Genomic DNA, 22,158 nt, shown 5'->3' on the forward strand with positions numbered 1-22,158 from the left:
CAATAGCGCGCTCAGATGATTCGCACACCCGTCTACCCTTATTTCTTTACGCATTCCTCACCAAAATGTCACATCGGGCCGGTTCAGCCCTGCCCTTTATCGAAGCGAATCTGTGACAGCAGCGAATCAAGCGCGTTCTTCTCGGCGCGGTCGACTTGCGCCCCGTTGGCGCCGATCACGTATTCCGCGTCGTCCTCATCCTTCAATCGCCCGGCTTGCGCGCGGGCCTTGGCGGCCTCCGCCAGACGCCATGTCAGTGCCTCGTCGGCCAGATCCTCCATATCCTCGGTGGCCTCTGTCAATTCGGCCTGCCAGCCCAGATGCGCCTCCAGCTTGGCGAATTCCTCGGCCACGGTCAGGCGGGTCTGCGCGGCATTGCCGGGATTGCGGATACAGGGCACGACAGCCACATGGCGCGCCGAGAGCAGCATTTCAAGAGCTTCCGGCCCGATTGCCCCCTCGGCCATATCGCGCAGGTCACTTTCGCGGCCGATCGCCCGCAGGATGACGTCGCGCAAGGCCGCATGATCGGGATCGCGACAGCGCATGCTGTCGAGTTGCTCGTCGAATTCGACCGCGACCTCGGGACAGGTGACCAGTGCCGCAAGGATCACCGCCTCGCGCAGGCGTTCCTCGGCGGTCTCGTCCCCCGATGCCAAGAGCGAGGCTTTGGCCGTGGCGGTGGGCGGCGGCGGCGCCTTCCAGTCGCGGCGCGGTCCTTTCTGGAACCCGCCCTTCTGGTATCCGCCCTGAAAGCCGCCGCGCTGCGGACGGAAGAGCTGATAGCGCAACTCCTTGATTTCGTCTCCGTAATGGCGGCGCAGAAACGGGTCGGCAATGCGCGCGATCCGGGCGCGCAACTGCTTATCCAGCGCCGCCTTGCGTTCGGGGCTGTCAAAGACGCGGCCCTCGGTTTCTTGCCGCCAAAGCAGCGCCACCATCGGGATCGCCTCGTCCAGCACCTTGGCCACCGCTTCGGGCCCTTCGGCGCGCAGCAGGTCATCCGGGTCCTTGCCCTCCGGCATGATCGCGAACCGCAAACCCTTGCCCGCCTCCAGCAACGGCAGGGCAAGATCGATCACGCGGTAGGCCGCGCGCAGGCCGGCCTTGTCGCCATCCAGAGCGATCACCGGCTCGTCGCTCATCCGCCACATCAACTGCATCTGCGGCTCGGTCACGGCGGTGCCCAGCGGCGCGACCGAGGCCGGAAACCCCGCCTCGCTCAGCGCGATCACATCCATATAGCCCTCGGCCACGATCAGCCGCTGCCCCTTGCCGGATGCCGCCCGCGCCTCGCGCATGTTGTAAAGGTTGCGCGACTTGTCGAACAGCTCTGTTTCGGGCGAATTCAAATACTTGGCGTTATCGTCCGGGTCCATCGCCCGCCCGCCAAAGGCAATCGCCCGCCCCCGCGCATCACGGATGGGAAACATGATCCGGTTGCGGAAAACGTCATACGGCGCCCGCCCCTTGTCGGACTTCTTGACCAGCCCACAGGCCAGCATCAACTCGGGGTCCACGCCCTTCTGCACCAGATGCTCGCGCAGGTTCTCCCATCCGGGCGGGGCAAATCCGATCTCGAACCGGTCCAGCGCCCCCTGCCCCAAACCCCGCTTCGCAAGGTAAGCCCGCGCCTCGGCGGCAGGGCCGCGTTTCAGCTCCAGCCGAAAGAACTGCACCGCCTGCTCCATGACCTCGGCCAGCTGCGTGCGCCGGTCCGCCTTCTGCTGGGCCTTGGGGTCTTGCTTCGGCACCTCCATCCCGGCCTCTTGGGCAAGGATTTCGATCGCCTCCATGAAGCCGACATTCTCGGTCTCGCGCACGAACTTGATCGCATCGCCAGAGGCCTGACAGCCGAAACAGTGATAAAAGCCCTTCCGGTCATCCACGTGAAAGGACGCCGTTTTTTCATGGTGAAACGGGCACGGCGCCCACATGTCGCCCTTGCCCTGATTGGACTTGCGATTGTCCCACATGACCTTGCGCCCCACCACCTGTGTCAGGCTGGTGCGGTTGCGAAGCTCATCCAAGAATCCGGGAGGCAAACTCATGCCCCCAAATATCAGCCAACCGCCCCCGAATCCAAGCCCAAGCTTCTTCGGTCCCGAAATACCTTGGGGGAATGCGCCGCAGGCGCAGGGGGCAAAGCCCCGGGGGTTTGGGGGTGAAACCCCCAAGGCCTGCGTGGCCCGAACGCAAACCAACCTGCGCGGCGCAGCCGCTCCGTCAGGTCAAAGCGCCTCGCATTGCGTCTTCCATGCGGTGCCGACCTCCTCGGTCAGCTGGGCCTCGGGCAAGGTGTAGATCCACTCCACCAACATCCCCCCGGCCTCGGCATCCAGCGCCTCGGTGGCCGACGCCTCCGCCGCGTCGCGCGGGGTTCCCGCCGCGCGCCCTTCGACAAGGCCCATGACGAACTCGGCCTGGGCGGCACAATCCATCGGCGCGGCCTGTCCCCAGACAGGCAAAGCGACCAAGATGGCAACAAGGGCGACACGCATGGCAGACACTCCTATTCCGCTTGCGGGCTTTTACGACAGGCGCCTGCGCGCTTCAACGGCTGCCATCGCGTCAGACAGTTCGTGCACCAAGGTCGCCGCCATGGACCGAAACGCCATGATCCGCAGCCCCGCCTCGATGCGCATGATCGACACCGCCATATGTCCCAACTCCGTCCGAACCGCCGCGTGCAGCGGAAAGGCCGCCGGGCGCAGGTCCACCGGGACAAGCCGGGCCAGCACGTCTTCCGCCCCTTCCCCGCTCAAAAGCACCACTGCCCAGGCATCGCTTTGGTCCGTCACCGCAGCCATGGCCCCAAGCCCTGCATCCGGCTGCGGCCCTAGCAAGAACGCCTGATCCCGCCCGGTCCAGACGCAGGCAACATCCCCCGAAACCTCCATCCGGTTCGGCGCGGGGAAGCCTACCCCATGCGCGGCCTGCAACGCAGCGGACAGCGCCTTGCCCTGCCCCTTGAACGGCGCAAGCGAGGTGATCGCGCCCAAAGTCTCCTCGCGTAGGGTCAACCGGCCATGCTCCACGGGCAGCAGCCCGTCACAGGCACTCAGGGCGTTCAATTCAACCACGCAGCCGTCCTCCCTCCGGGTCGAAGGCCACCGGGTCGGTGACCTGAACCACGATATCCACGCCGCGCAAGTGATCCACCAGACGCAGCTTTTCACCATGCCGCGCCCGGCCATTGCGCAGGAAGCCAAGGCCAAGATCACAGCCCATCGCCGGCGAATAGCCAACCGAGGTGACATAACCCTGATCATTGGCGCTGACCGGCTCGGCCCCCTCTCCGAACAGATGCCCGCCCGCGATCAGGTGCCCGGCGCTCACCGGGCGCAGACCGACCAGTTCCTCGCGATCCTCGTTCAGACCGGGCCGCGCCGCCAAGGCCTTGCCGATGCAGTCCTTCTTGCCCGAGACCATCCGCGCAAATCCGATGTCAAAGGCCGTCACCCGGCCATGAATCTCGGAATGGGTGATGTGGCCCTTCTCGATCCGCAGCACGTTCAGCGCCTCCATCCCGTAGGCCCCGCCGCCCATGCCCTCGGCGCGCGCGACCAGCAGGTCGAACAGGCTCGCCCCATAGCGCGCGGGCACCGCCAACTCATAGGCGTACTCGCCGCTGAACGAGATGCGGAACAGCCGCGCCTCGACGCCGCCCACCGTCACCGGCCCGCATTGCATGAAGGGAAAGCTCTCATCATCCACAGGCGAATCCAGCAGACCGTTCAGCAACGCGCGCGAGTTCGGACCGGCCACGGCAAACTGCGCCCATTGCTCGGTGACCGAGATGAAGCGCACGTCCATCTCGCGGCAAAACGCCTGTTTCACCCAGTCGAGATGGCGCATCACCTCGCCCGCCGCAGCGGTGGTGGTGGTCATCACCCAGTGCTTGTCCGACAGCCGTGCGGTGGTGCCATCATCCATGACGTGGCCATCCTCGCGCAGCATCAGGCCATAGCGCACGCGCCCCGGCTTCAGCGTCGAAAACGTATTGGTGTAGACGAAATCGAGGAATGCGCCCACGTCGCGCCCCTGCAGGTCGATCTTGCCCAGCGTCGAGACATCGCAGATGCCCACCGCTTCGCGCACCATCGTCACCTCGCGGTCGCAACTGTGCCGCCAATGCGTCTCGCCCTTGCGGGGGAAATAGCTGGGCCGATACCACAGCCCGGCCTCGATCATCGGCGCGCCCATGGCCACGCTCGCCTTGTGCGATGTGGTGAACCGCTGCGGCGCAAAGCCCATGCCCTGCGCGCCCGCGCCCAGCGCGGCAATCGCCACGGGGCTGTAGGGCGGGCGGAAGGTCGTGGTGCCGGTTTCGGGGATATCGCGCCCGGTCGCATCGGCCAGAATGGCCAGCGCCGCCACGTTGGAGGACTTGCCCTGATCGGTCGCCATGCCTTGGGTCGTGTAGCGCTTCATATGCTCGACCGAGACATAGTTCTCTGCCGCCGCTTGTTTCACATCCTTGACCGTCACGTCGTTCTGGAAGTCGAGCCAGGCACGGCCCTTGCCCGCGACTGCCCAAAGGCGGCGCAGCCGGTAAGGGCTGGCATCGGCCTGCGGGAGATGCGGCAGCGCGCCCGAGAACCCCAGTGCCTGTGCCGCCTCCAGCCCCGCCTCGGCGCCGTCGCGCAGACAGCCGCTTGTGTCAAAGGTGCCGCGCGCCGCCCCGGCCACGCTCAGCCCCGGCACCGCGCCGTCGCGCGGCACGAAAGCCGCGATATCGTCGCGCCAGACCGGCCGCGCGCCGGTATGGCAGGTCAGATGCACAGACGGATTCCAGCCGCCCGAGACGCCCAGCCCCTGCACCGCCAGCTTTTCGTGCCGCCCGTTCGGGGCGCGCAGGGTGATCGCTTCCAAGGCCTTGCCGCCATGGGCGCGGGCCACCTGCCAGCCGGGGTAGAACGGCACGTCGCCCGCACGGTTTTCCGCATCGTGGCGGCTGTCGATCAGGGCCACCACGTCAACGCCCGCGTGCGCCATGTCACGCGCTGTGCGGTGGGCGTCGTCATTGTTGCCAAACACCGCCACGCTCTGCCCCGGCACCACGCCCCAGCGATGCAGGTAGGCGCGCATCGCGCCCGCCATCATCACGCCGGGCCGGTCATTGTCGCGAAAGGCGACGTGCCGCTCCAATGCGCCCGCCGCCAGCACCGCGCGCCGCGCCGCGATCCGCCAGAAGCATTCCAACGGCAGCCCGTCCGCCTCCGGCAGATGCCCCGCCACCCGTTCCAGCGCGCCATACGTGCCCTGATCAAAGGCCCCCGTCACCGTGGTCCGGGTCATGATCCGCACATTGTCCCGGGTCGCCAACAAGGCAACCGTTTCCTGTACCCAGTCCAGTGCCGGACGGCCCTCGATCTGCTCGTCCTCCGACAGCAGACGCCCACCGGGCTCGGGCTCTTCGCAGCACAGGATCACATCCGCGCCGGTCTTGGCAGCAGCCCAGGCCGCCATCAGACCGGCAGGCCCGCCGCCGATCACAAGCACGTCGCAAAACGCAAAGGCCCGTTCGTAGCGATCCGGATCATGCGCCCCCGACAAGGCCCCAAGGCCAGCCGCGCGCCGGATCATCGGCTCATAAAGCTTTTCCCAAAACGCCTTGGGCCACATGAAGGTCTTGTAATAGAAGCCCGCGCCCAGAAACGGCGCGGCGAGGTTGTTCACAGCCAGCAGGTCGAAGTCCAAAGACGGCCAGCGGTTCTGGCTGACGGCGGTCAAACCCTCGTAAAGCTCTTGCACCGTGGCGCGCGTGTTCGGGTCGGCCTGCGCCCCCGTGCGCACGGTCACCAACGCATTGGGTTCCTCGGACCCGGCGGTCAGCACCCCGCGCGGGCGATGATACTTGAAGCTGCGCCCCAGCAGCAACTCGCCCTCGGCCATCAGGGCCGAGGCCAGCGTATCCCCCGCCAACCCGGTCCGCGTCACACCGTCGAAGCTGTACGTGACAGGCCGCGTGCGATCCACGCGCCCCTTTCCGTCAATCCGCATCGCAGGCCTCCACAAGTGCGGCGCCAAGCACCTCATGGGTCACGGTATCCCGCTCCACCACCAGCCACGATCCGCAGCCCGATGCGTGATACCACAGGTCCCGCGTGCCGCCCGCCGGGTTGTCGCGCAGGTGCAGGTAGTCGTGCCAGACCTCCAACGGCGCCTCCGCTGCGGGGCGGTCCAGCATGGAGGCCGCGCCTTGGTAATAGAACTCGCGCCGGTCCCGCGTGCCGCAGATCGGACAGGGTATCCTCATATTGCCCTCACATTCCCGCACAGACCGAGTCAGAGACCCGGTTCAAACGGTAACTCACCCATTGGTTCGGAAGCTCTGCCAGATCGAGACCACCGCCACAGCCACCTTCCCCGGCCATCAGGTAACGCGTCCGAAACGTCAGCCCGGCACTGTCCTGTTTCGTCACTTCCAACTGCCCGGCATCGCAGTCCGCCCGGCAGACATCGCCGCGCGCCTCGGTCCCGCAATACAGGCTCTGCACCAGAACCCGGCCCATCATGTCATTCTGACGCGCATGGCCTTGGTTGGCGGCGATCACCTCCAGCCTGCCCTCGCGCGAGACCTCGGTAAACCAGTCGCCGACCTTCAGGCGGATCTGCCAGACGACCTGCTCGGGATGGCTGCGCAGATGGTCATCCGAATAGACGCGCTCATAACAGCCGGGCCGGATATCCGCCGCCGAAGCCGCGCCCGACATGAGGACAAGAACCCCGGCCAGCAGCTTCTTCTCTTTCCAAATACCCAAAATCATCGCTCTCCACCCTCAATGCAGGTTGTGCTGCGCGCCCGTGCCTTCCTCATCCATCAGGCCCCTTCCCGTCTCGAACCGGTCGAGCCGCAGTCGCGCCGCCGAAACATGCGGCCGGTCCGTGGCGATCAGATGGGCAAAGGCAAAGCCCGAACCTGGCACCGCCTTGAACCCGCCATAACACCAGCCGCAATTCAGGTAGAGCCCGTCAATATGGGTCTTGTCGATGATCGGCGAGCCGTCGGGCGACATGTCCATGATCCCGCCCCAGCTGCGCAACACCCGCGCCTTGCCGATCATCGGCATCAAGGTCATCGCGGCCTCCATCACGTGCTCCTGCATGGGCAGGTTGCCGCGCGCCGCGTAAGACGCGTAGAAATCCAGATCGCCGCCAAAGACCAGCCCGCCCTTGTCGGACTGGCTGATATAGAAATGCCCCATGCCGTATGTCACCACGTGATCGATGCAGGGCTTCAGCCCTTCGGTGACAAAGGCCTGCAACACGTGGCTTTCGATCGGCAGGCGCATGCCCGCCATCGCCGCCACCTGGCTTGATCGCCCTGCCACGACGATGCCCACCTTCTTTGCCTTGATCGCGCCGCGCGTGGTCTGCACGCCGGTCACGCGGCCGTCTTCGATATCGATCCCCGTGACCTCGCAATTCTGGATCAGGTCGACACCGCGACTGTCCGCCCCGCGCGCATAGCCCCAAGCCACCGCGTCGTGCCGCGCGGTGCCGCCGCGCCCGTGGAACAGCCCGCCATAGATCGGGAAACGGGTATTGTCGAAATCGAGCCAAGGCACCAGCGCGCGCACCTGTTCGCGGCTCAACAGCTCGGCATCATCGCCCTGATTGCGCATGGCATTGCCGCGCCGCGCCGCCGCGTCGCGCTGGCCGTCGGAATGGAACAGGTTCAACACGCCGCGCTGGCTCATCATGGTGTTGAAGTTCAGCTCCTGCTCCATGCCCTCCCACAGCTTCAGCGAATGGGAATAGAACTCGGAATTGCCCGGCAGACCGTAATTGGCGCGCACGATGGTCGTGTTGCGGCCGATATTGCCGCCGCCCAGATAGCCCTTCTCCAGCACCGCGATTTTGGTCAGCCCGTGTTCCTTCGCAAGGTAGAAGGCCGTCGCCAGACCATGCCCGCCGCCACCGATGATCAGCGCATCATACTCGGCCTTCGGTTGCGGGTTGCGCCAATGGGGCCGCCAGCCCTTGTTGCCGGTCAACCCTTCCTTCAGCACCCGCCAGCCAGAAAAGCGCATGATCCCTCCAAACGAAAACGAGGCCAGTGAACCAGCCTCGTGGAACAGTATCAATGCCCAAGGATCAAATCCCCCGCGTCTTTCCGACCCGGGAGGTCGTTTTCAGGCACCGGCCCAGACGATCTTGGGGGCAAAGCGCGGGCGGGTGAAGCCGAAATTGTAGAACAGGCCGGCCTCGTTCAGCCCCGGGATCTCGAACGGAGGCTGATAGTCGGTCTGTGTCTCGACAAGGATCACACGCTCATTGTGCAGCAGGTTGGGCAGCTTGTCGGCCAGCGTCGAAAGGGTTGCCGTGGTCATCGGGATGAAATCCCCACGCACCTGCGACCATTCCGCGACATAGCCCGCGCCCCCTTCGGACCCGTCGTAATTCACCAGCGTCACCCTCAGCGAATAGGGCCCTGCGGAGCGGGTCAGATATTCCAGCAGGTCGACCATGCCGTCCAGATAGGCGTCGTCGATCGGGTCGGTCTCGCGCGACAGCGCATCCGAGATCGTGTAGGCCGCCTTGATGTTCAGGCTCTTGTAGCGGAACGCATCGTGAAAGGAGAACGTCGCGGCCAGCACGATCAGGATCAGCGGGATCCAGATGATCGCCTCGATGGACATGCTGCCCTCTTCGGACCGGGCAAAGGCGCGCAGGCGGGGAGTGTGCATCTTGATCATGGCTTATCTCGGCTCCTGTACGAAGGCGGAGGTGACGACCATCTGGGCATAGCCCTGTTCGTCCTTGTAAAGCGCCTTGCCCAGACCGGTCGTGGGCAGGATCGGCTTGTATTTCAGGCAGGCGCGGATCAGCATCAGCTCGTTGTCCTTGCCGGCCACGAAGTTGCGCACCGGGCGCGGGTCTTCTTCGGCATTGATGCAATCTGCGTCGGGCGGCACGGCGGAGAAGGCGCGCGGATCGACCTGCACCATTTCCAGCCGCAAGTTGTCCTCGCAGACCCCGAGGATCGTCGCCTCGGAACAGATCTGCGCACGGACCTGCTCGTAGGTGGGGATTTCGCCGGTCGAGAGGCGGATGTCCCGCGTCACCACGTCGACGCCGCGTTCCAGCATGGCGTGCCTGAGATTCAGGTAGGCGATCTCGACCCCGGTCACCAGCAGGATGACCATGAGAGTGAAGTACAGGACGAACTCGATGGTCATGCTGCCGTTTTCGTTGCGGCGGAACCGGCGGAACTGATGGAAAACCTTGTGCATCATTGGATCAGCCTCAGGTTGTTGATCTGACGGGCGATGGAATCGAAGGCATCGGTGATCTCCAGCCCATGCACGTCAAAGAAATGGCTTGGAGACGAGGCGCATTCGCGCATGTCGGTGGCGGCGGAGCCGCTGGTCTCGAAGGCGATGGTAAAGACGGTGACGCCGTTGGCCTTGGCCAGATCGCACTGCGTGATCAGGTTCGAGACATTGATCGACTTGGCCGACAGCGTGTAGTGGCTGTCCGTGCCCTGATCCTTCAACGGGGTGTCGCCGTTGCGCGGGTCCTTGGGCTTGGTCGGGCGGTACTGGTCGGTGGTGCCGCCATCGGTCATCAGCACGATGAATTTCTCGGTCTCGGGATCGTTCCACGCGATCGGACGCCCCTCGAAGCGTTCATCGACCAGCCCGTTCTGGATCAGGTGGCTGACCTCGTCCTGATTGTTCGGGTCGAGCAGCGCGAGCCCGTATTTCATGCCGTAATGCAGGCCGGTCCCATCATGCATCCGCATGTTGCCGATGAAATCCACCAGCCCCTGCCGGTCGGCGGAGTAATACTGGACCGCCATGTCCTCTCCCGGGCACCAGCCCCAATCCATGGTTGCCTCGTCCATCTCCCAGTAGTTGAAATGCGGGACATAATCGTCGGATGTCGGCATTTCGGTGGTCGAGAATTCCGCGTCGTAGATTTCCACGCAGGAGGACGGCATGTTCATGTTGGTGTTGGTCTTGTTGTCCTCGGCCCCGTCATCGGCGCTGTCGGGCAACTCCTCGCTGCGCGGATGGACGTAGAACTGGGCCCAGTGATCCTGAGCGATGTCGTCGTAATCGAATTCCTGCCAGCTCTTGATCTTGCCCTTGTGCTTGGTCGGGCCGATATCGGACTCGGTGCCGTTTTCATCCCCTTTGACCTGGAAATACTGGGTCTTGGCCCCCTTGCCCTTGATCGAGGCGCCAAGGAACTTTTGCGGGTCGTCCAGTTCGGGGCGGGCGGCGATGATATAGGCGACGGTGCCCATCAGGAAATCGTCGGCGTCGCTGACATCAGAGGGGATGTCCTCAAGGATGTAGCGTTCGTCATAGATGTCGTCGCCGTCGAAATCGAAGTAATAGACAACGCTTTCGATCTCGCCGGGCCAAACCGGAAAGAAGCCCCCGACCATGTCGCGTTCGGTCACCGGCGCGTTGCCATCGGCGCAAGCCGGATCGGCCGCACCTTCGTCGGCGTTTTCGGCGTTGTTGTTGCACAGCGAGTTACCCGGCGCGTCCTGATCGCCATTGCCCCAACCGTTGTTCTCATGCTTGATCTTGGGACGCTCGCCCCGGAAATAGTCGAACAGCACGTCGCCGGGGTTCACCTGCCCCGCGAAGGGCACGAGGTTCAGCGTCGTCACCCCGTTGCTTTCATCCGTCATCACCTTGTTCACAAAGGCCTGCGCGGCGGGCTTGAGGTTGTTCATCCGGTTGTTGAAGCGCATCGAGCCGGAGATATCGAGTACCAGCGAGATCTCGACATTCGAGATCTTCTCCTCGGCGACGCTGCGCGCGGGGGCGGTCATCGTGTCCATTCCGGCCATGTTGAGAAACAGGGTGTTCATCCGGGCATTCGCATCGGCGGCCACGGTTCGGGCGTTCAGGCTGCGCGCCGTGACGACCTGTGACACGGTGTCGGCAAGGCCGGATTTCGCCATGTAGTCCTTGACCACGGTTTCCGGATCGCCGGTCTGGTCCAGATCGGCTGCCGCCAGAACGGCCCGGTCCATGCTGGATTGCAGTTTGGTTCTGACAGCCTCAAATCGCATGATGTCCACCGAAGCCCCGGCGATCGTCAGGATCAGAACAAGCATGAAGATGGAGAAGATCGTGATGTTTCCGTCGTCCTCGGTGCGGAACGCGTTCTGCGGCCCGACTTTCGCGCAAAATTTCGGCATGCGGCGTCTTTCCTGTTTCCTTCCCGGCACTCGAGGTCCGGCAGAAAACGGGAATAGTTAACGATTGAGACACGATTGGGGCGCGTTTCGGCACAATCTGGTTCCATTTGTAGGATTGAATGTGTTCGCTCGACATGCACCAATAGGTTGAGGGACGTGTCGGCGCCTCGGATCTTGCAAGACCAACCCGGTTCATTGGATGAGCCTCAGGTTGTTGATCTGGCGGGCAATCGTGTCGAAGGCCTCGACGATCTCTTCGCCCTCCACGCGGAAGAAGTGGCTGTCGGACGACGCACAGGCGCGCATGTCGTCGGCGGCGCTCTGGTCGGTCTCGAAGGCGATGGTGAACACCACGACCCCCCGCTGCCGCGCCAGATCGCATTGCGCGAACAGGTTGGCGACGTTGTTGGATTGGCTCGACAGGATGCTCCGGTCCGCGCCGTCGCGGAATTGCAGCTCGGTCACGCCATTCTCGGGGTCGCGCGGATCGATGGGGCGGTGCTGGTCGGTGATCTTGCCGTCGGTCATGATGACCACGTATTTTTCGGTCTCGGGGTCCTCCCAAGCCAGCGGACGGCCACGGTATTCCGGCGCGACCAGACCGGCATCGACCAGATGGCTGACCGCATCGGCCGTGTTCGGGTCCAGCAGGGCCAGCGCGTATTTCATGCCGTATTGGATGCCGGTGCCGTCATGCATCCGGATGTTGCCGATGAAGTCCTTCAGCGCGGCGGCATCGTCGGAATAATACTGGATGGCGGTGTCATCCTCGGGGCACCAGCCCCAATCCATGACCTCTTCGGCGATGTCCCAATACATGAAGTGCGGGACGTAATCGTCATAAAGCGGCATGGCGGTGTCGGCGAACTCCTCGTCATAGATTTCGACGCAGGAGGACGGCATGTTGATCCGGGGCTCATCCGCCAGTTCGAGCGGCTCGGTGTAGAACTGCGCCCAGTAGTCGTAGTTGACCTGCGTGTAGTTCAGCGTCATTCCCGGGATCTTGCCTTGGTTCTTGGTCGGGCCCAGATCGTTGCCTGTGCCGTTGTAGTTGCCGCGAATGGTGAAATACTGGGTCTTTTCCTGCCCGCCCTTGATCGAGACGCCCAGAATCTGGGTCGTGTCGGTGATGTTCGGGTCGAACTGCGCGACATAGGCGGCGGCGCCCTGCATCAGGTCGTCGAAATCGCGCGGCGCGTCCTCGGGGAAGCTCTCGATCTTGTGGGCGCGATCAAAGATGTCGTCGCCATCGGTGTCGAAATACAGCACGACGTTTGAAATCGCCTGCGGCCAAGGCGGAAAATAGCCGTTGTTCATCGGGTCATAGGCCAGCGCGCCAGCGGTGCAGCTTGGGTCCAGCGAGCCCTCGACCTCGTTCTCGGCACCGTTGTTGCACAGCGAGCCGCCCGGCGCGTCCTGATCGCCATTGCCCCAGCCATTGTTGTCATGCTTGATCTTGGGACGTTCGCCGCGGAAATAGTCGAACATCACGTCGCCCGGGTTCACCTGCCCCGCAAAGGGGATGACGTTGAGCGTGGTGATGCCCTTGCTCTTGTCGGTCAGCACCTTGTCGACAAAGGCTTGGGCGGCGGGCTTCATCCGCTCCATCCGCTGGTTCCAGCGCATCGAGCCGGAGATATCCAGCACCAGCGAGACCTCGACATTGGCAATGCGTTCCTCGGCGGTGGATTGCGCCACCGGATGCAACTGGCTGACCCCGGCGAGGCGCATGAAGATGGTGTTCAGGTGCACCGCGCCATCGGCGCTGACGACGCGGTCATTCTCGCCCGCCGCGACAGAGACATTGGTCAGCGCGTTCGCCACGCCGAGCTTGGCCACGTAATCGCGCACCACCGTTTCGGGGTCCTGCTGCTGGTCAAGGTCGGCGGCGGCCAGAACGGCGCGGTCCATGGTCGACTGCATCCGCGCCCGCACCGCTTCAGATCGCATGATGTCCACGGCGGCCCCGGCGATGGTCAGGATCAGCACGATCATCAGCGCCGAGAATACCGTCAGGTTGCCCTCGTCAGAGGCGGAAAAGCGGCGGGCGGTCTGGTGTACGACACGCATGGGGGTGTTCTCCCGATCATTGTCGCGATGCCCCCGTATCGCGTTTGTTCGGGTAAGGATCGGGTAAGATTCGGCCTCGTCTCGGTTCGAAAATGCGGCCAAAGCAAGGCCTAAGCCGCAGATTTTTCTTAACTACGCACGGTATTGGCTGGACCCTATCGACCGGGCCCGCGCGTCACAGCCCCTTGGCGCGATAGCTTTTGGCGACGCGGTCGATGGCCACGATATAGGCGGCGGTGCGCAGGTCGGTGACATCGTCGCGCCCATGCCAGACCTGCCGCATCGACTGGTAGGCGATCCGCATCGTGTCATCGAGCCCCGAGCGCACAAGTTCCAGCTCGTCCGCGCCGCGCAGGTACTTTTCCTTGAAGCCCGGCGACAGGGTCCAGCCCAGCCCCTTGTCCGAGGACAGCCGTTCCAGCTCGTCGACCACCAGCTGGTGCCGCGCCTCTTCCTGACGGCGCTGCATCCGGCCAAAGCGGATATGGGACAGGTTCTTGACCCATTCGAAATAGGACACGGTCACGCCGCCCGCATTGGCATACATGTCGGGGATGATCACCGTGCCCTTGGACCGAAGGATATCGTCCGCCCCTGCCGTCACCGGGCCGTTCGCCGCCTCGATGATCAGCCGCGCCTTGATCTTGTGCGCGTTCGAGAGGTTGATGACCCCTTCCAGCGCGGCGGGGATCAGGATGTCGCAGTCCTGTTCCAGCACCTTTGCGCCGTCTTCGACATGGTTGGCATCGGGAAAGCCGGTGATCCCGCCATGCTTGACGATCCAGTCGCGCACCGCGCCGACATTCAGACCGTCGGGATTGAACAAGGCCCCGTCGCGCTCGATGATGCCGGTGATCTTCGCCCCGTCCTCTTCGGACAGGAACAGCGCCGCGTGGTAGCCCACGTTCCCAAGGCCCTGCACGATCACCCGCTTGCCGTCGAGCGAGCCATCGAGATGCGCCGCGGCGACATCCTCGGGGTGGCGAAAGAATTCCTGCAGCGCGTATTGCACGCCCCGCCCCGTCGCCTCGACCCGGCCAGAGATGCCCCCCGCGTTCAAGGGCTTGCCCGTCACGCAGGCGCGCGCGTTGATGTCGGTGGTGTTCATCCGCTGGTACTGGTCGGAAATCCACGCCATCTCGCGTTCACCCGTGCCCATGTCGGGCGCAGGCACGTTCTGGCTGGGATGGATCAGGTCGCGCTTGATCAGCTCATAGGCAAAGCGGCGGGTGATCTGCTCCATCTCGTGTTCGTCATATTGCGTGGGGTCGATGCACAGCCCGCCCTTGGACCCGCCAAAGGGCGCCTCGACCAGCGCGCATTTATAGGTCATCAGCGCCGCGAGCGCCTCGACCTCGTCCTGATTGACGGCGGTGGCGAAGCGGATGCCGCCCTTGACCGGCTCCATATGTTCGGAATGCACCGAGCGATAGCCGGTGAAGGTCTGGATCTGCCCGCGCAGGCGCACACCGAAGCGCACCGTATAGGTGGCATTGCACACCCGGATCTTTTCCTCGAGCCCCGGCGGCAGGTCCATCAGGGCGACCGCCCGGTTATACATCAGGTCGACGGACTCGCGAAAGGTGGGTTCGTTTCTAGGCCCTTCGGACATGGCATTCCTCCCTTTGGATGCGCGGTTATGCTTTTGGACGGGTTCACGCCGGGACGCGGGACCGATAAAAAGCAGGTTATCGCCGTCTTGACGCCACCTTAGCCGAATCTGATCCGAAATTGCATAAGGGACAGGCACTTTTTTCCTGCCGCATTTCGGCATTGTATTTGAGGCGGAAACAGAGGCGGTCGTGGCACCCGGAATGTCCTGTGTATATTGGGATTTTCCTAAAATTGCGCGCAGCACGCGCCCCAATTTGGCCATCTTGAGACGGCATAAAATAGGCATCGCAATTCAAGCAACGTGGGCTTTGCGCCGGGAAACCGGACGAAAGGTAACGGGATGTCTGACAAAATGAAAAACAAGCTGCTCAAGCAATCCACGCCCCGCCCCGCTGCGTGTTCGGTCACCGGTGGTTGGCTGGGTCGGTTCTGGGCGGATCAGTCCGGAAACATGTCCTATCTGGCGCTGACCGGTGCCCTCATGATGATGGTTTTTGGTGGTGTCGGGATCGATATGATCCATGCGGAACTCAAGCGGACCAAGATCCAGAACACGCTCGACCGGGCCGTGCTGGCTGCTGCCGATCTGGAAAACGGGCTCGACCCGACCTTCGTGGTCAACGACTATTTCCGCGCCATGGACATGACGGACACGCTGATCGACGTCCAGGACGAAAGCGCCAACCTGCTGAACGCCAAGCGCGTCACCGCCGAAGGCGGCGCCTCGGTCGCGTCGAACTTCACCCGGCTGCTCGGGATGGATACGCTCGACGTAGCCGGCCGCGCCCGCGCCGAGGAAGGTGCCAACAACATCGAAGTGTCGCTGGTGCTCGATATCTCGGGTTCGATGGCCGACAACAACAAGATGCAGCAGTTGCGCAGCGCGGCCAACCAGTTCTTTGACCTGCTGCTGACCGAGGACAACAAGGATCGCATCTCGATCTCGCTGGTGCCCTATTCGGAACATGTCAATCCGGGGCCAGACCTGACCGACTACCTCGATGTGAATTGGCGGCACGGCTATTCGCACTGCGTTGAAATGCCCGACGAGGAATTCGACAGCCCCGTCCTGAACCGCGACATCACCTATCAGCAGGTGCAGCACTACCAGTGGAACTATTTCGGTGCCAACGACCGCGACGACACGATCTGCCCGCAGTTCAGCTATGAACGGATCACCCCGTTCAGCCAGGACGTGACCGCGCTGAAGGCGCAGATCAACGCGATGCAGCCGCGCGCCGGCACGTCGATCTTCCTCGGGCTGAAATGGGGGGCGGCGCTGCTCGATCCGGGCACGGCCGACATCACCGGCGCGCTGGCCGCGCGGAACAAGGTCGACAACGCCTTCCGCGACCGCCCCACCGCCTACGAGGACGACACCACGATCAAGACCATCGTGCTGATGACCGACGGTCAGAACTCGAACTCGATGCGCATTCAGGATTGGGCCTACAATTCCAACTCCGAGATCGCGCTCTGGGCGCGCTACAACATGTGGTACTACCTGACGCGCAACGTGCATTCGGCCAATTGGGGTTATTTCTATCAACAGAAATACAGCGCCGCGACCGGTGACATGCTGATGGACAACATCTGCACCGCCGCCAAGGACCAAGGCGTGGTGATCTGGTCGATCGGCTTCGAAGTGACGGATTACAGCGCCGGTGTCATGGCCAAATGCGCCTCCTCGCCCGCCCATTTCTTCCGCGTCGAAGGACAGGCCATCGAAGAGGCCTTCTACTCCATCGCACGCACCATCAACCAGCTGAGGCTCACCCAATGACCCGCGTTTTCAAGAACCCCCTGCGCGCCTTCCGCCGCAGCGAAGAAGGGTCGATGGTTGTTCCCTTCGCCCTCTGGACCCCGGTCTTTCTGGCCTTGATCGTCTCTTCGGTCGAGATCGGCACCATCACCATCCGCCACACCGTGCTGGAACGCGCGCTGGACCGGACGGTGCGGGACATGCGGATCAGCGGCGCTGGCGCCTCGAGCGAAATCATCAAGCAGGGCATCTGCGACCGCTCGCCCGCCTTGGCCGAATGCATGGCCCGCCTGCAACTCGAAATGATCAAGCTGGACATGCGCGACTGGGTCGACCCGCCGTTGAATGCGGATTGCACCGATACCTCGCTGCTCGAAGGCGAAGTCACCCCGATGCGGAACTTCCAGCATGGTGGCGCCCACGAAATGATGCTGATCCGCGCCTGCTACAAGTTCAAGCCGGTGACCCCGGCCGGGATGGTCGGCGGCAGCCTCGGCAAGGATGACGAGGGCTACACCGCGATCGTTTCAACCAGTGCCTTCGTGCACGAGCCGACCTGAGGAGACGGGACCATGTTCACTTCCTTCCTGACCTCGCTGCGGGCCTTCCGCGAAGACCAGCGCGGCTATGTCACCATCGAAGCGGCCATCGTGCTGCCCGCCCTTCTCTGGCTGTTCGGCGTCGGCTGGGTCTATTTCGATGCCTTCCGCCAGCAAAGCGTCAACCAAAAGGCGAACTACGTCATCGGCGACATGATCTCTCGCGAGACGGACCCGGTCGATGACCCCTATATCGACAATGCCTTCCGGCTGAGCAACGTGCTGACCCGGACCTTTGACGGCACCAGCGACCTGCGGATCACCGTCGTGCGTTACGACGCGAACAAGAAACGCTGGAACCTGCGCTGGTCCGAGGCTCGCGGCAACATGGCGGCGATGAGCAGCGGAGACGTCAAGGACACCGCACCGCACCTGCCCGTCGCCAGCCATCTCGAAGAGCTGATCATCGTCGAGACCTGGGAGGAATATCATCCCGCCCTGCAAGTCGGTCTGAACGATTTCGACATCTACTCGTACAGCTTCACCCGTCCCCGCTATGCGCCGCAGGTCCTGTTCTACGATCCGGGACAGAACAACGGCTGGGGCAATGGCGATCAGGACGCGCCGGGCGACTCGCTGTGCAACAACAACGCAGAGAACGCCACCGACTGCCTGAACGATGACGGCCAGACCAACATCGAACCGTCCAAGAAAGGCAAGGGCGCCTGATCTCGACCCCCGGCGCCCCAGCCCCGAAACCGGCCGCGACTGCCACGCGGCCGGTTTTTTACAATTGCATCTGGTCCGGCCCGCCAGCCAGTTTCATCGCGATCATGTCCGCCATGGGCTTGCTATGCGCGCTGGCGGTGACGCCGCCGATGGCAACGCGCCGCCCCCACCGCCACCAAAGGCCGGGCCGCCAGACCCTCGCCCCGGGCTCCTTGAGGATCAGCAGGAAGCCGTTCGACGGCTTCATCGCAAAGGGCGACCGGTCGACCTTGGCGATATTGTCGAGCGCCGCCACCACCGTGCCGTCGCTGTCGACCAGCGCCTCGTCGGTCAGGATCAGCGCATGGCTCGTGGCCTGCCACATGACCTGCGCGCCCCAAAGCGCGGCAATGCCCAGCACCGACAGGACCACCGTCCAGCCGACCGCGGTCGGCGTCGCCAGTCCGACATACAGCATCAGCCCGCCAAGCCCGGTCATCGCCGTCACCCCGATGACCCGTCGCGGCGCCGTGGCCCGCAATTCCATCTGATCCATCCTGCTCCCTCGCCGTTGATGTCTCCCCCTCCCTAAGCCCTGCCAGCCGCCCTGTCACGCGGTCACGGGCGCATCACGAGGTTTCCCCGGCGCGCACTTCTGTGCGCCGATGGTTGGCGATCCTGCACGCGGCATCACGCCCCGAAACCGACCGGGCCGACGTTTCGGACGCCGACCCGGGCACAATCAAGGCCCGCTGCACGCAAAATACGCGCCAGCCTATCCGCGCCGCACCACGATCTCTGCGCCGCGACCCGGCGGCTCGTCATCCACAAGCTCCGTCGGAAAGCCGGGCGCCGTGACATCCAGCCCGGTCGCCTCTTCCAGCCGTTCGATCATCCGATCCGATTGCGCCCGCGCGCCATACCGCGCCTGCCCGTCCCGCATCATCGCGATGATCTGCGGGCTGATCTCCAATGGCACGCCATGCGTCTCGGCCAGCGCCTGGAACAGCCCGATATCCTTCAAGACAAGGTCCATGGTGAAATCCACGTCGCGATTGCCCGACAGGATCAGCTGGCTTTCGGTCTCATGCACGAAAGAGGTGCCCGAGCTGATCCGGATCGCCTCGTAGGTGGTCGCAAGGTCCAACCCCGCCGCCGCCATGGTCGTCAACGCCTCGCACAGGCTCAACAGGTTCACGGTCGCAAGGTAGTTGGTCATCACCTTCAGCTTCGACGCGGTCCCGACCTCCCCCGTATGCAGCACCTTGCGCCCGAGGATCGTCAGCAGCGGCAGCACGGTTTCGAAGGCCGCCCGGTCGCAACCCGCAAAGACCGAGATGTTGCCCGTCGCCGCCCGATGGCACCCGCCCGAGACCGGCGCCTCGACCATCAGCGCGCCGGTCGCGGCCACGCGCGCCGCCTGCTCCACCACAAGGTCGGGGTCCGTGGTCGACATCTCGATCCAGATCTTTCCCGGCCCCATCTCGGGCAGCATCTCCTCCATCACCGCCTGGCTGGCCGCGGGCGACGGAAGCGACGTGATCACCACCGGGCAATCCCGCATCACCTGCGCCGCCGATTGCCCGGCCTTGGCGCCCATCGCCGCGAACTCGGCCACCCGCGCCACCTCCAGATCAAAGACCTCCAGCGCCTCGCCATTCTTCAGCAAATTTCCCGCCAGCTTGCCGCCGACGGCCCCCAATCCGATAAACCCTGTGGCCATGTGTTCCTCCCTTTTGCGCCACCCTTGCCGCCCAATAGGTTCCCGTCCAGCCCGTTTGCGACATCGCCATGGACGCGAAGGGCCCGCGCACATAGTCTCGCGGCATGCCAAAGCCCGCCAATCCGCCTGCCGCCCCGACGAAGCCGATGCAGGCACCGCCCGGTGCACCCCCGCCTCGGACCCGGGCGCGCCCCACCCCCCGAACCGGACGAGGCCCATGCGACGCATCCTGAAGCGGACGATTGCGACACCAACCGGCCCTCTGACGATCTCGGCCACAGATGATGACATCACCGCCGTCACCTGGAGCACGCACCCGGCCCAAGACGACAGCCCCCTGCTGCGCGAGGCCACGGAGCAGGTGCATGCCTATTTCGACGGCCAGCTGACGCGCTTCGACCTGCCGCTCGCCCTGCCCGACCGACCGATCCTGCGCGCCGTTTGCGAGCGGATGCTGGCCATCCCCTTCGGCGAGACCCGGACCTATGGCGACCTCGCCCGGTCGCTGGGCAAACCTGCCCAAGCCATTGGACAGGCCTGCGGCCGCAATCCCATCGCGCTGATCATCCCCTGCCACCGGATCCTCGCACGCAACGGCCTCGGCGGCTTCTCCGGCGGCACGGGGCTGGAAACCAAGATCCAGTTGCTCAAACACGAAGGCGCCGCCAGCCTGCTGATCTGACCGGGGTTCTTCTCTTCACAAATACCCCCGCCGGAGGCATCAGACAGACATGCTAGGCGCAGACGCCGCCTCCGGGCGCCACAGCCGCGCCGGGCGCCAAACCCGAGCACAAGCGCAGCGCCGTGCGAGACGACCTGCGCGGCGAAGCCGCCCCTTTGGATCAATCCCGGCGTGGGTCACGGGGATAGACGCCGAGGATTTCCAGCATGTCGGTGAAGTAATCCAGCTCCTCGAGCGCGCGCTGCACACCCGGGTCCTCCGGATGGCCTTCAATGTCCGCGTAGAACTGCGTCGCGGTAAAGGACCCGCCGACCATGTAGCTTTCCAGCTTGGTCATGTTGACACCATTCGTCGCGAACCCGCCCATCGCCTTGTACAGCGCGGCGGGAATGTTGCGGACCTGAAAGACGAAGGTGGTGATCATGCCATGCTCGCCCCGGCGGGACAGGTCGCCATCCTTGCCCATGATCAGGAACCGCGTCGTGTTATGCGCATGGTCCTCGATATGTCGTGCCAGCAAGTGCAGCCCGTAGATCTCGGCCGCCAGATCCGATGCCAGCACCCCGATGTCGCGCGACTGCGTTTCGGCCAGTTCCTGTGCCGCGCCCGCGCTGTCGGCCCAAGCCTCGCCCGCGATCCCGTATTGCGACAGGAACGTGGCCGCCTGCGGCAGCAGCACCGGATGCGCCCGGACTTTCTTCAGCTCTTCGATCTGCACGCCGGGCAAGGCCATCATCGAGATGTGCACGCGCACGAAAGCCTCGTCGATGATCCGCAGGCCCGACTCGGGCAGCAGCCGGTGGATGTCCGCCACCCGTCCATAGGTGGTGTTCTCGACCGGCAGCATCGCAAGATCCGCCGCGCCCTGCCGTACCGCGCCGATCACGTCCTCGAAGGATTTGCAGGGCAGGACATCCATCTCGGGGCGTGCATCCACGCAGGCCTGATGGGAATAGGCGCCCAATTCGCCCTGAAACGCGATCCGCTTGCTCATCTGTCCGACTTTCCGATGGACCCGCGCATGGGCGGGCGTTTGGTCGCGGCTTCTACACCTTGCCAGACGCGAAGGGAACCAATAGATACGCGCGGAAACCAAGGCTTTCTCACGAACAGGGCACCTCATGTTTGACACGATGACACTAACCAAGGTCGTGGGCGGCGTCTGCGGCGCGCTTCTGATCTTTATGCTGGGCAAATGGGCTGCCGAGTCGATGTACCACGTCGGTGGCGGCCACGGGGACGATCACGCTGCAGCCTATGTGATCGACACCGGTGAGGGCGATGGCCCGGCCGAAGCCGAAGAAGAAGTCGATTTCGCCACCCTGCTGGCATCGGCCGATGCGGGCGCCGGCGAGAAGGTGTTCGGCAAGTGCCGCGCCTGCCACGCCGTCGATGGCACCGACAAGACCGGCCCGCACCTGAACGGTGTCGTCGATCGCGCCATCGGTGCGGTGGACGGGTTCGGCTATTCCGGCAACCTGCAGCAGGTCGGCGATGTCTGGTCGCCCGAGAACCTGAACGCCTTCCTCGAAAACCCCAAGGGCACCGCTCCGGGCACCACCATGTCCTTTGCCGGTCTGCGCAAGCCCGAGGATCGCGCGAACCTGATCGCCTACCTTCAGGGCACCAACTGATCACATCGCATGACGTTGCGCGAAGGCCGTCCCGTTCGGGGCGGCCTTTTCGCGTGCAAGGCGCTTCGAAGCGCCTTGGGCAAGCGCCTTCGAAGGCGCTTGGTCCCGCAACGTCAAGTTTGCGCCGAACAAGGCTTTTCGAAAAGCCTTGGCTCCGGTCAGATCACGGGGAATTCATGAGAAACTTGCCCAGATCACCGCTTGAATGTGGCAGGTCGAAACCCTTAGCTTAAAATTAACCATCGTTGCTATG

The 22,158-nt window shown here is 63.9% G+C and carries 20 protein-coding genes; 5 read left to right on the plus strand and 15 right to left on the minus strand.

Annotated elements, in window-relative coordinates; all coding sequences use genetic code 11:
• Window positions 1–83: 83 nt before the first annotated feature.
• From dnaG to D8Z78_RS13970, 12 genes are all read right to left on the minus strand, one after another.
• A complete protein-coding gene (gene dnaG / locus D8Z78_RS13915) occupies window positions 84–2,051 on the minus strand; it encodes a DNA primase (RefSeq protein WP_121630877.1) in 1,968 nt (655 codons plus the stop codon).
• A 180-nt stretch (window positions 2,052–2,231) separates the two neighbouring features.
• Window positions 2,232–2,501, minus strand: a complete 270-nt coding sequence (locus tag D8Z78_RS13920) for a hypothetical protein (protein WP_121630878.1) — start codon at window positions 2,499–2,501, stop codon at window positions 2,232–2,234.
• A 30-nt stretch (window positions 2,502–2,531) separates the two neighbouring features.
• Window positions 2,532–3,083, minus strand: coding sequence for a sarcosine oxidase subunit gamma (locus D8Z78_RS13925; RefSeq protein WP_121630879.1), 552 nt, complete (start codon window positions 3,081–3,083; stop codon window positions 2,532–2,534).
• On the minus strand, window positions 3,076–6,006 hold the full coding sequence (locus D8Z78_RS13930; RefSeq protein WP_121630880.1) for a sarcosine oxidase subunit alpha family protein: 2,931 nt from the start codon (window positions 6,004–6,006) through the stop codon (window positions 3,076–3,078). Before D8Z78_RS13930 ends, D8Z78_RS13925 begins: the two co-directional genes overlap by 8 nt.
• A complete protein-coding gene (locus tag D8Z78_RS13935; RefSeq protein WP_121630881.1) occupies window positions 5,996–6,262 on the minus strand; it encodes a sarcosine oxidase subunit delta in 267 nt (88 codons plus the stop codon). Before D8Z78_RS13935 ends, D8Z78_RS13930 begins: the two co-directional genes overlap by 11 nt.
• Window positions 6,263–6,269: 7 nt before the next feature.
• Window positions 6,270–6,773 carry a hypothetical protein gene (locus D8Z78_RS13940; protein ID WP_121630882.1) on the minus strand — a complete coding sequence of 168 codons (504 nt, stop codon included), beginning with the start codon at window positions 6,771–6,773 and terminating at the stop codon, window positions 6,270–6,272.
• A gap of 12 nt (window positions 6,774–6,785) precedes the next feature.
• Window positions 6,786–8,039, minus strand: a complete 1,254-nt coding sequence (locus tag D8Z78_RS13945; RefSeq protein ID WP_121630883.1) for a sarcosine oxidase subunit beta family protein — start codon at window positions 8,037–8,039, stop codon at window positions 6,786–6,788.
• Between the two features lie 102 nt (window positions 8,040–8,141).
• On the minus strand, window positions 8,142–8,705 hold the full coding sequence (locus D8Z78_RS13950; protein WP_164932968.1) for a TadE/TadG family type IV pilus assembly protein: 564 nt from the start codon (window positions 8,703–8,705) through the stop codon (window positions 8,142–8,144).
• Between the two features lie 3 nt (window positions 8,706–8,708).
• Window positions 8,709–9,245, minus strand: coding sequence for a TadE/TadG family type IV pilus assembly protein (locus D8Z78_RS13955; RefSeq protein WP_121630884.1), 537 nt, complete (start codon window positions 9,243–9,245; stop codon window positions 8,709–8,711).
• Window positions 9,242–11,173, minus strand: a complete 1,932-nt coding sequence (locus D8Z78_RS13960; RefSeq protein WP_121630885.1) for a TadE/TadG family type IV pilus assembly protein — start codon at window positions 11,171–11,173, stop codon at window positions 9,242–9,244. The genes D8Z78_RS13955 and D8Z78_RS13960 overlap by 4 nt, the downstream gene beginning before the upstream one ends.
• A gap of 192 nt (window positions 11,174–11,365) precedes the next feature.
• Complete coding sequence (locus tag D8Z78_RS13965) at window positions 11,366–13,243, minus strand: TadE/TadG family type IV pilus assembly protein (protein ID WP_121630886.1); 1,878 nt, start codon at window positions 13,241–13,243, stop codon at window positions 11,366–11,368.
• Between the two features lie 175 nt (window positions 13,244–13,418).
• Window positions 13,419–14,855, minus strand: a complete 1,437-nt coding sequence (locus tag D8Z78_RS13970) for a Glu/Leu/Phe/Val family dehydrogenase (RefSeq protein WP_121630887.1) — start codon at window positions 14,853–14,855, stop codon at window positions 13,419–13,421.
• 354 nt (window positions 14,856–15,209) lie between these two features.
• On the opposite strand from D8Z78_RS13970, the gene D8Z78_RS13975 reads away from it, so the two are divergent.
• Genes D8Z78_RS13975 through D8Z78_RS13985 form a run of 3 tightly spaced genes read left to right on the plus strand, consistent with a single transcriptional unit; the run spans window position 15,210 to window position 17,887 of the window.
• The gene (locus D8Z78_RS13975) at window positions 15,210–16,640 is read left to right on the plus strand and encodes a TadE/TadG family type IV pilus assembly protein (RefSeq protein ID WP_240672124.1); all 1,431 of its coding nucleotides are present in this window, start codon (window positions 15,210–15,212) and stop codon (window positions 16,638–16,640) included.
• The gene (locus D8Z78_RS13980) at window positions 16,637–17,179 is read left to right on the plus strand and encodes a TadE/TadG family type IV pilus assembly protein (RefSeq protein ID WP_121630889.1); all 543 of its coding nucleotides are present in this window, start codon (window positions 16,637–16,639) and stop codon (window positions 17,177–17,179) included. The genes D8Z78_RS13975 and D8Z78_RS13980 overlap by 4 nt, the downstream gene beginning before the upstream one ends.
• Window positions 17,180–17,191: 12 nt before the next feature.
• Entirely contained in the window at window positions 17,192–17,887 is a 696-nt protein-coding gene (locus D8Z78_RS13985; RefSeq protein ID WP_121630890.1) for a TadE/TadG family type IV pilus assembly protein, read from the plus strand.
• A gap of 58 nt (window positions 17,888–17,945) precedes the next feature.
• Here D8Z78_RS13985 and D8Z78_RS13990 read toward each other — a convergent pair whose 3' ends face one another.
• Window positions 17,946–18,413 (minus strand): hypothetical protein, encoded by a 468-nt coding sequence (locus tag D8Z78_RS13990; protein ID WP_240672125.1) that lies wholly within the window; start codon window positions 18,411–18,413, stop codon window positions 17,946–17,948.
• Between the two features lie 228 nt (window positions 18,414–18,641).
• Window positions 18,642–19,589, minus strand: coding sequence for an NAD(P)-dependent oxidoreductase (locus D8Z78_RS13995; protein WP_121630892.1), 948 nt, complete (start codon window positions 19,587–19,589; stop codon window positions 18,642–18,644).
• A 217-nt stretch (window positions 19,590–19,806) separates the two neighbouring features.
• On the opposite strand from D8Z78_RS13995, the gene D8Z78_RS14000 reads away from it, so the two are divergent.
• Entirely contained in the window at window positions 19,807–20,271 is a 465-nt protein-coding gene (locus D8Z78_RS14000) for a methylated-DNA--[protein]-cysteine S-methyltransferase (RefSeq protein ID WP_121630893.1), read from the plus strand.
• Between the two features lie 160 nt (window positions 20,272–20,431).
• Here D8Z78_RS14000 and D8Z78_RS14005 read toward each other — a convergent pair whose 3' ends face one another.
• Window positions 20,432–21,265: a prephenate dehydratase gene (locus tag D8Z78_RS14005; protein ID WP_121630894.1), complete on the minus strand. Its 834-nt coding sequence runs from the start codon at window positions 21,263–21,265 to the stop codon at window positions 20,432–20,434.
• A 127-nt stretch (window positions 21,266–21,392) separates the two neighbouring features.
• Here D8Z78_RS14005 and D8Z78_RS14010 point away from each other — a divergent pair, with 127 nt between their 5' ends.
• Complete coding sequence (locus tag D8Z78_RS14010) at window positions 21,393–21,905, plus strand: c-type cytochrome (RefSeq protein WP_121630895.1); 513 nt, start codon at window positions 21,393–21,395, stop codon at window positions 21,903–21,905.
• The last annotated feature ends 253 nt before the right edge of the window (window positions 21,906–22,158 follow it).

Source organism: Tropicibacter alexandrii (assembly GCF_003667315.2).
Lineage (GTDB): Bacteria > Pseudomonadota > Alphaproteobacteria > Rhodobacterales > Rhodobacteraceae > Tropicibacter > Tropicibacter alexandrii.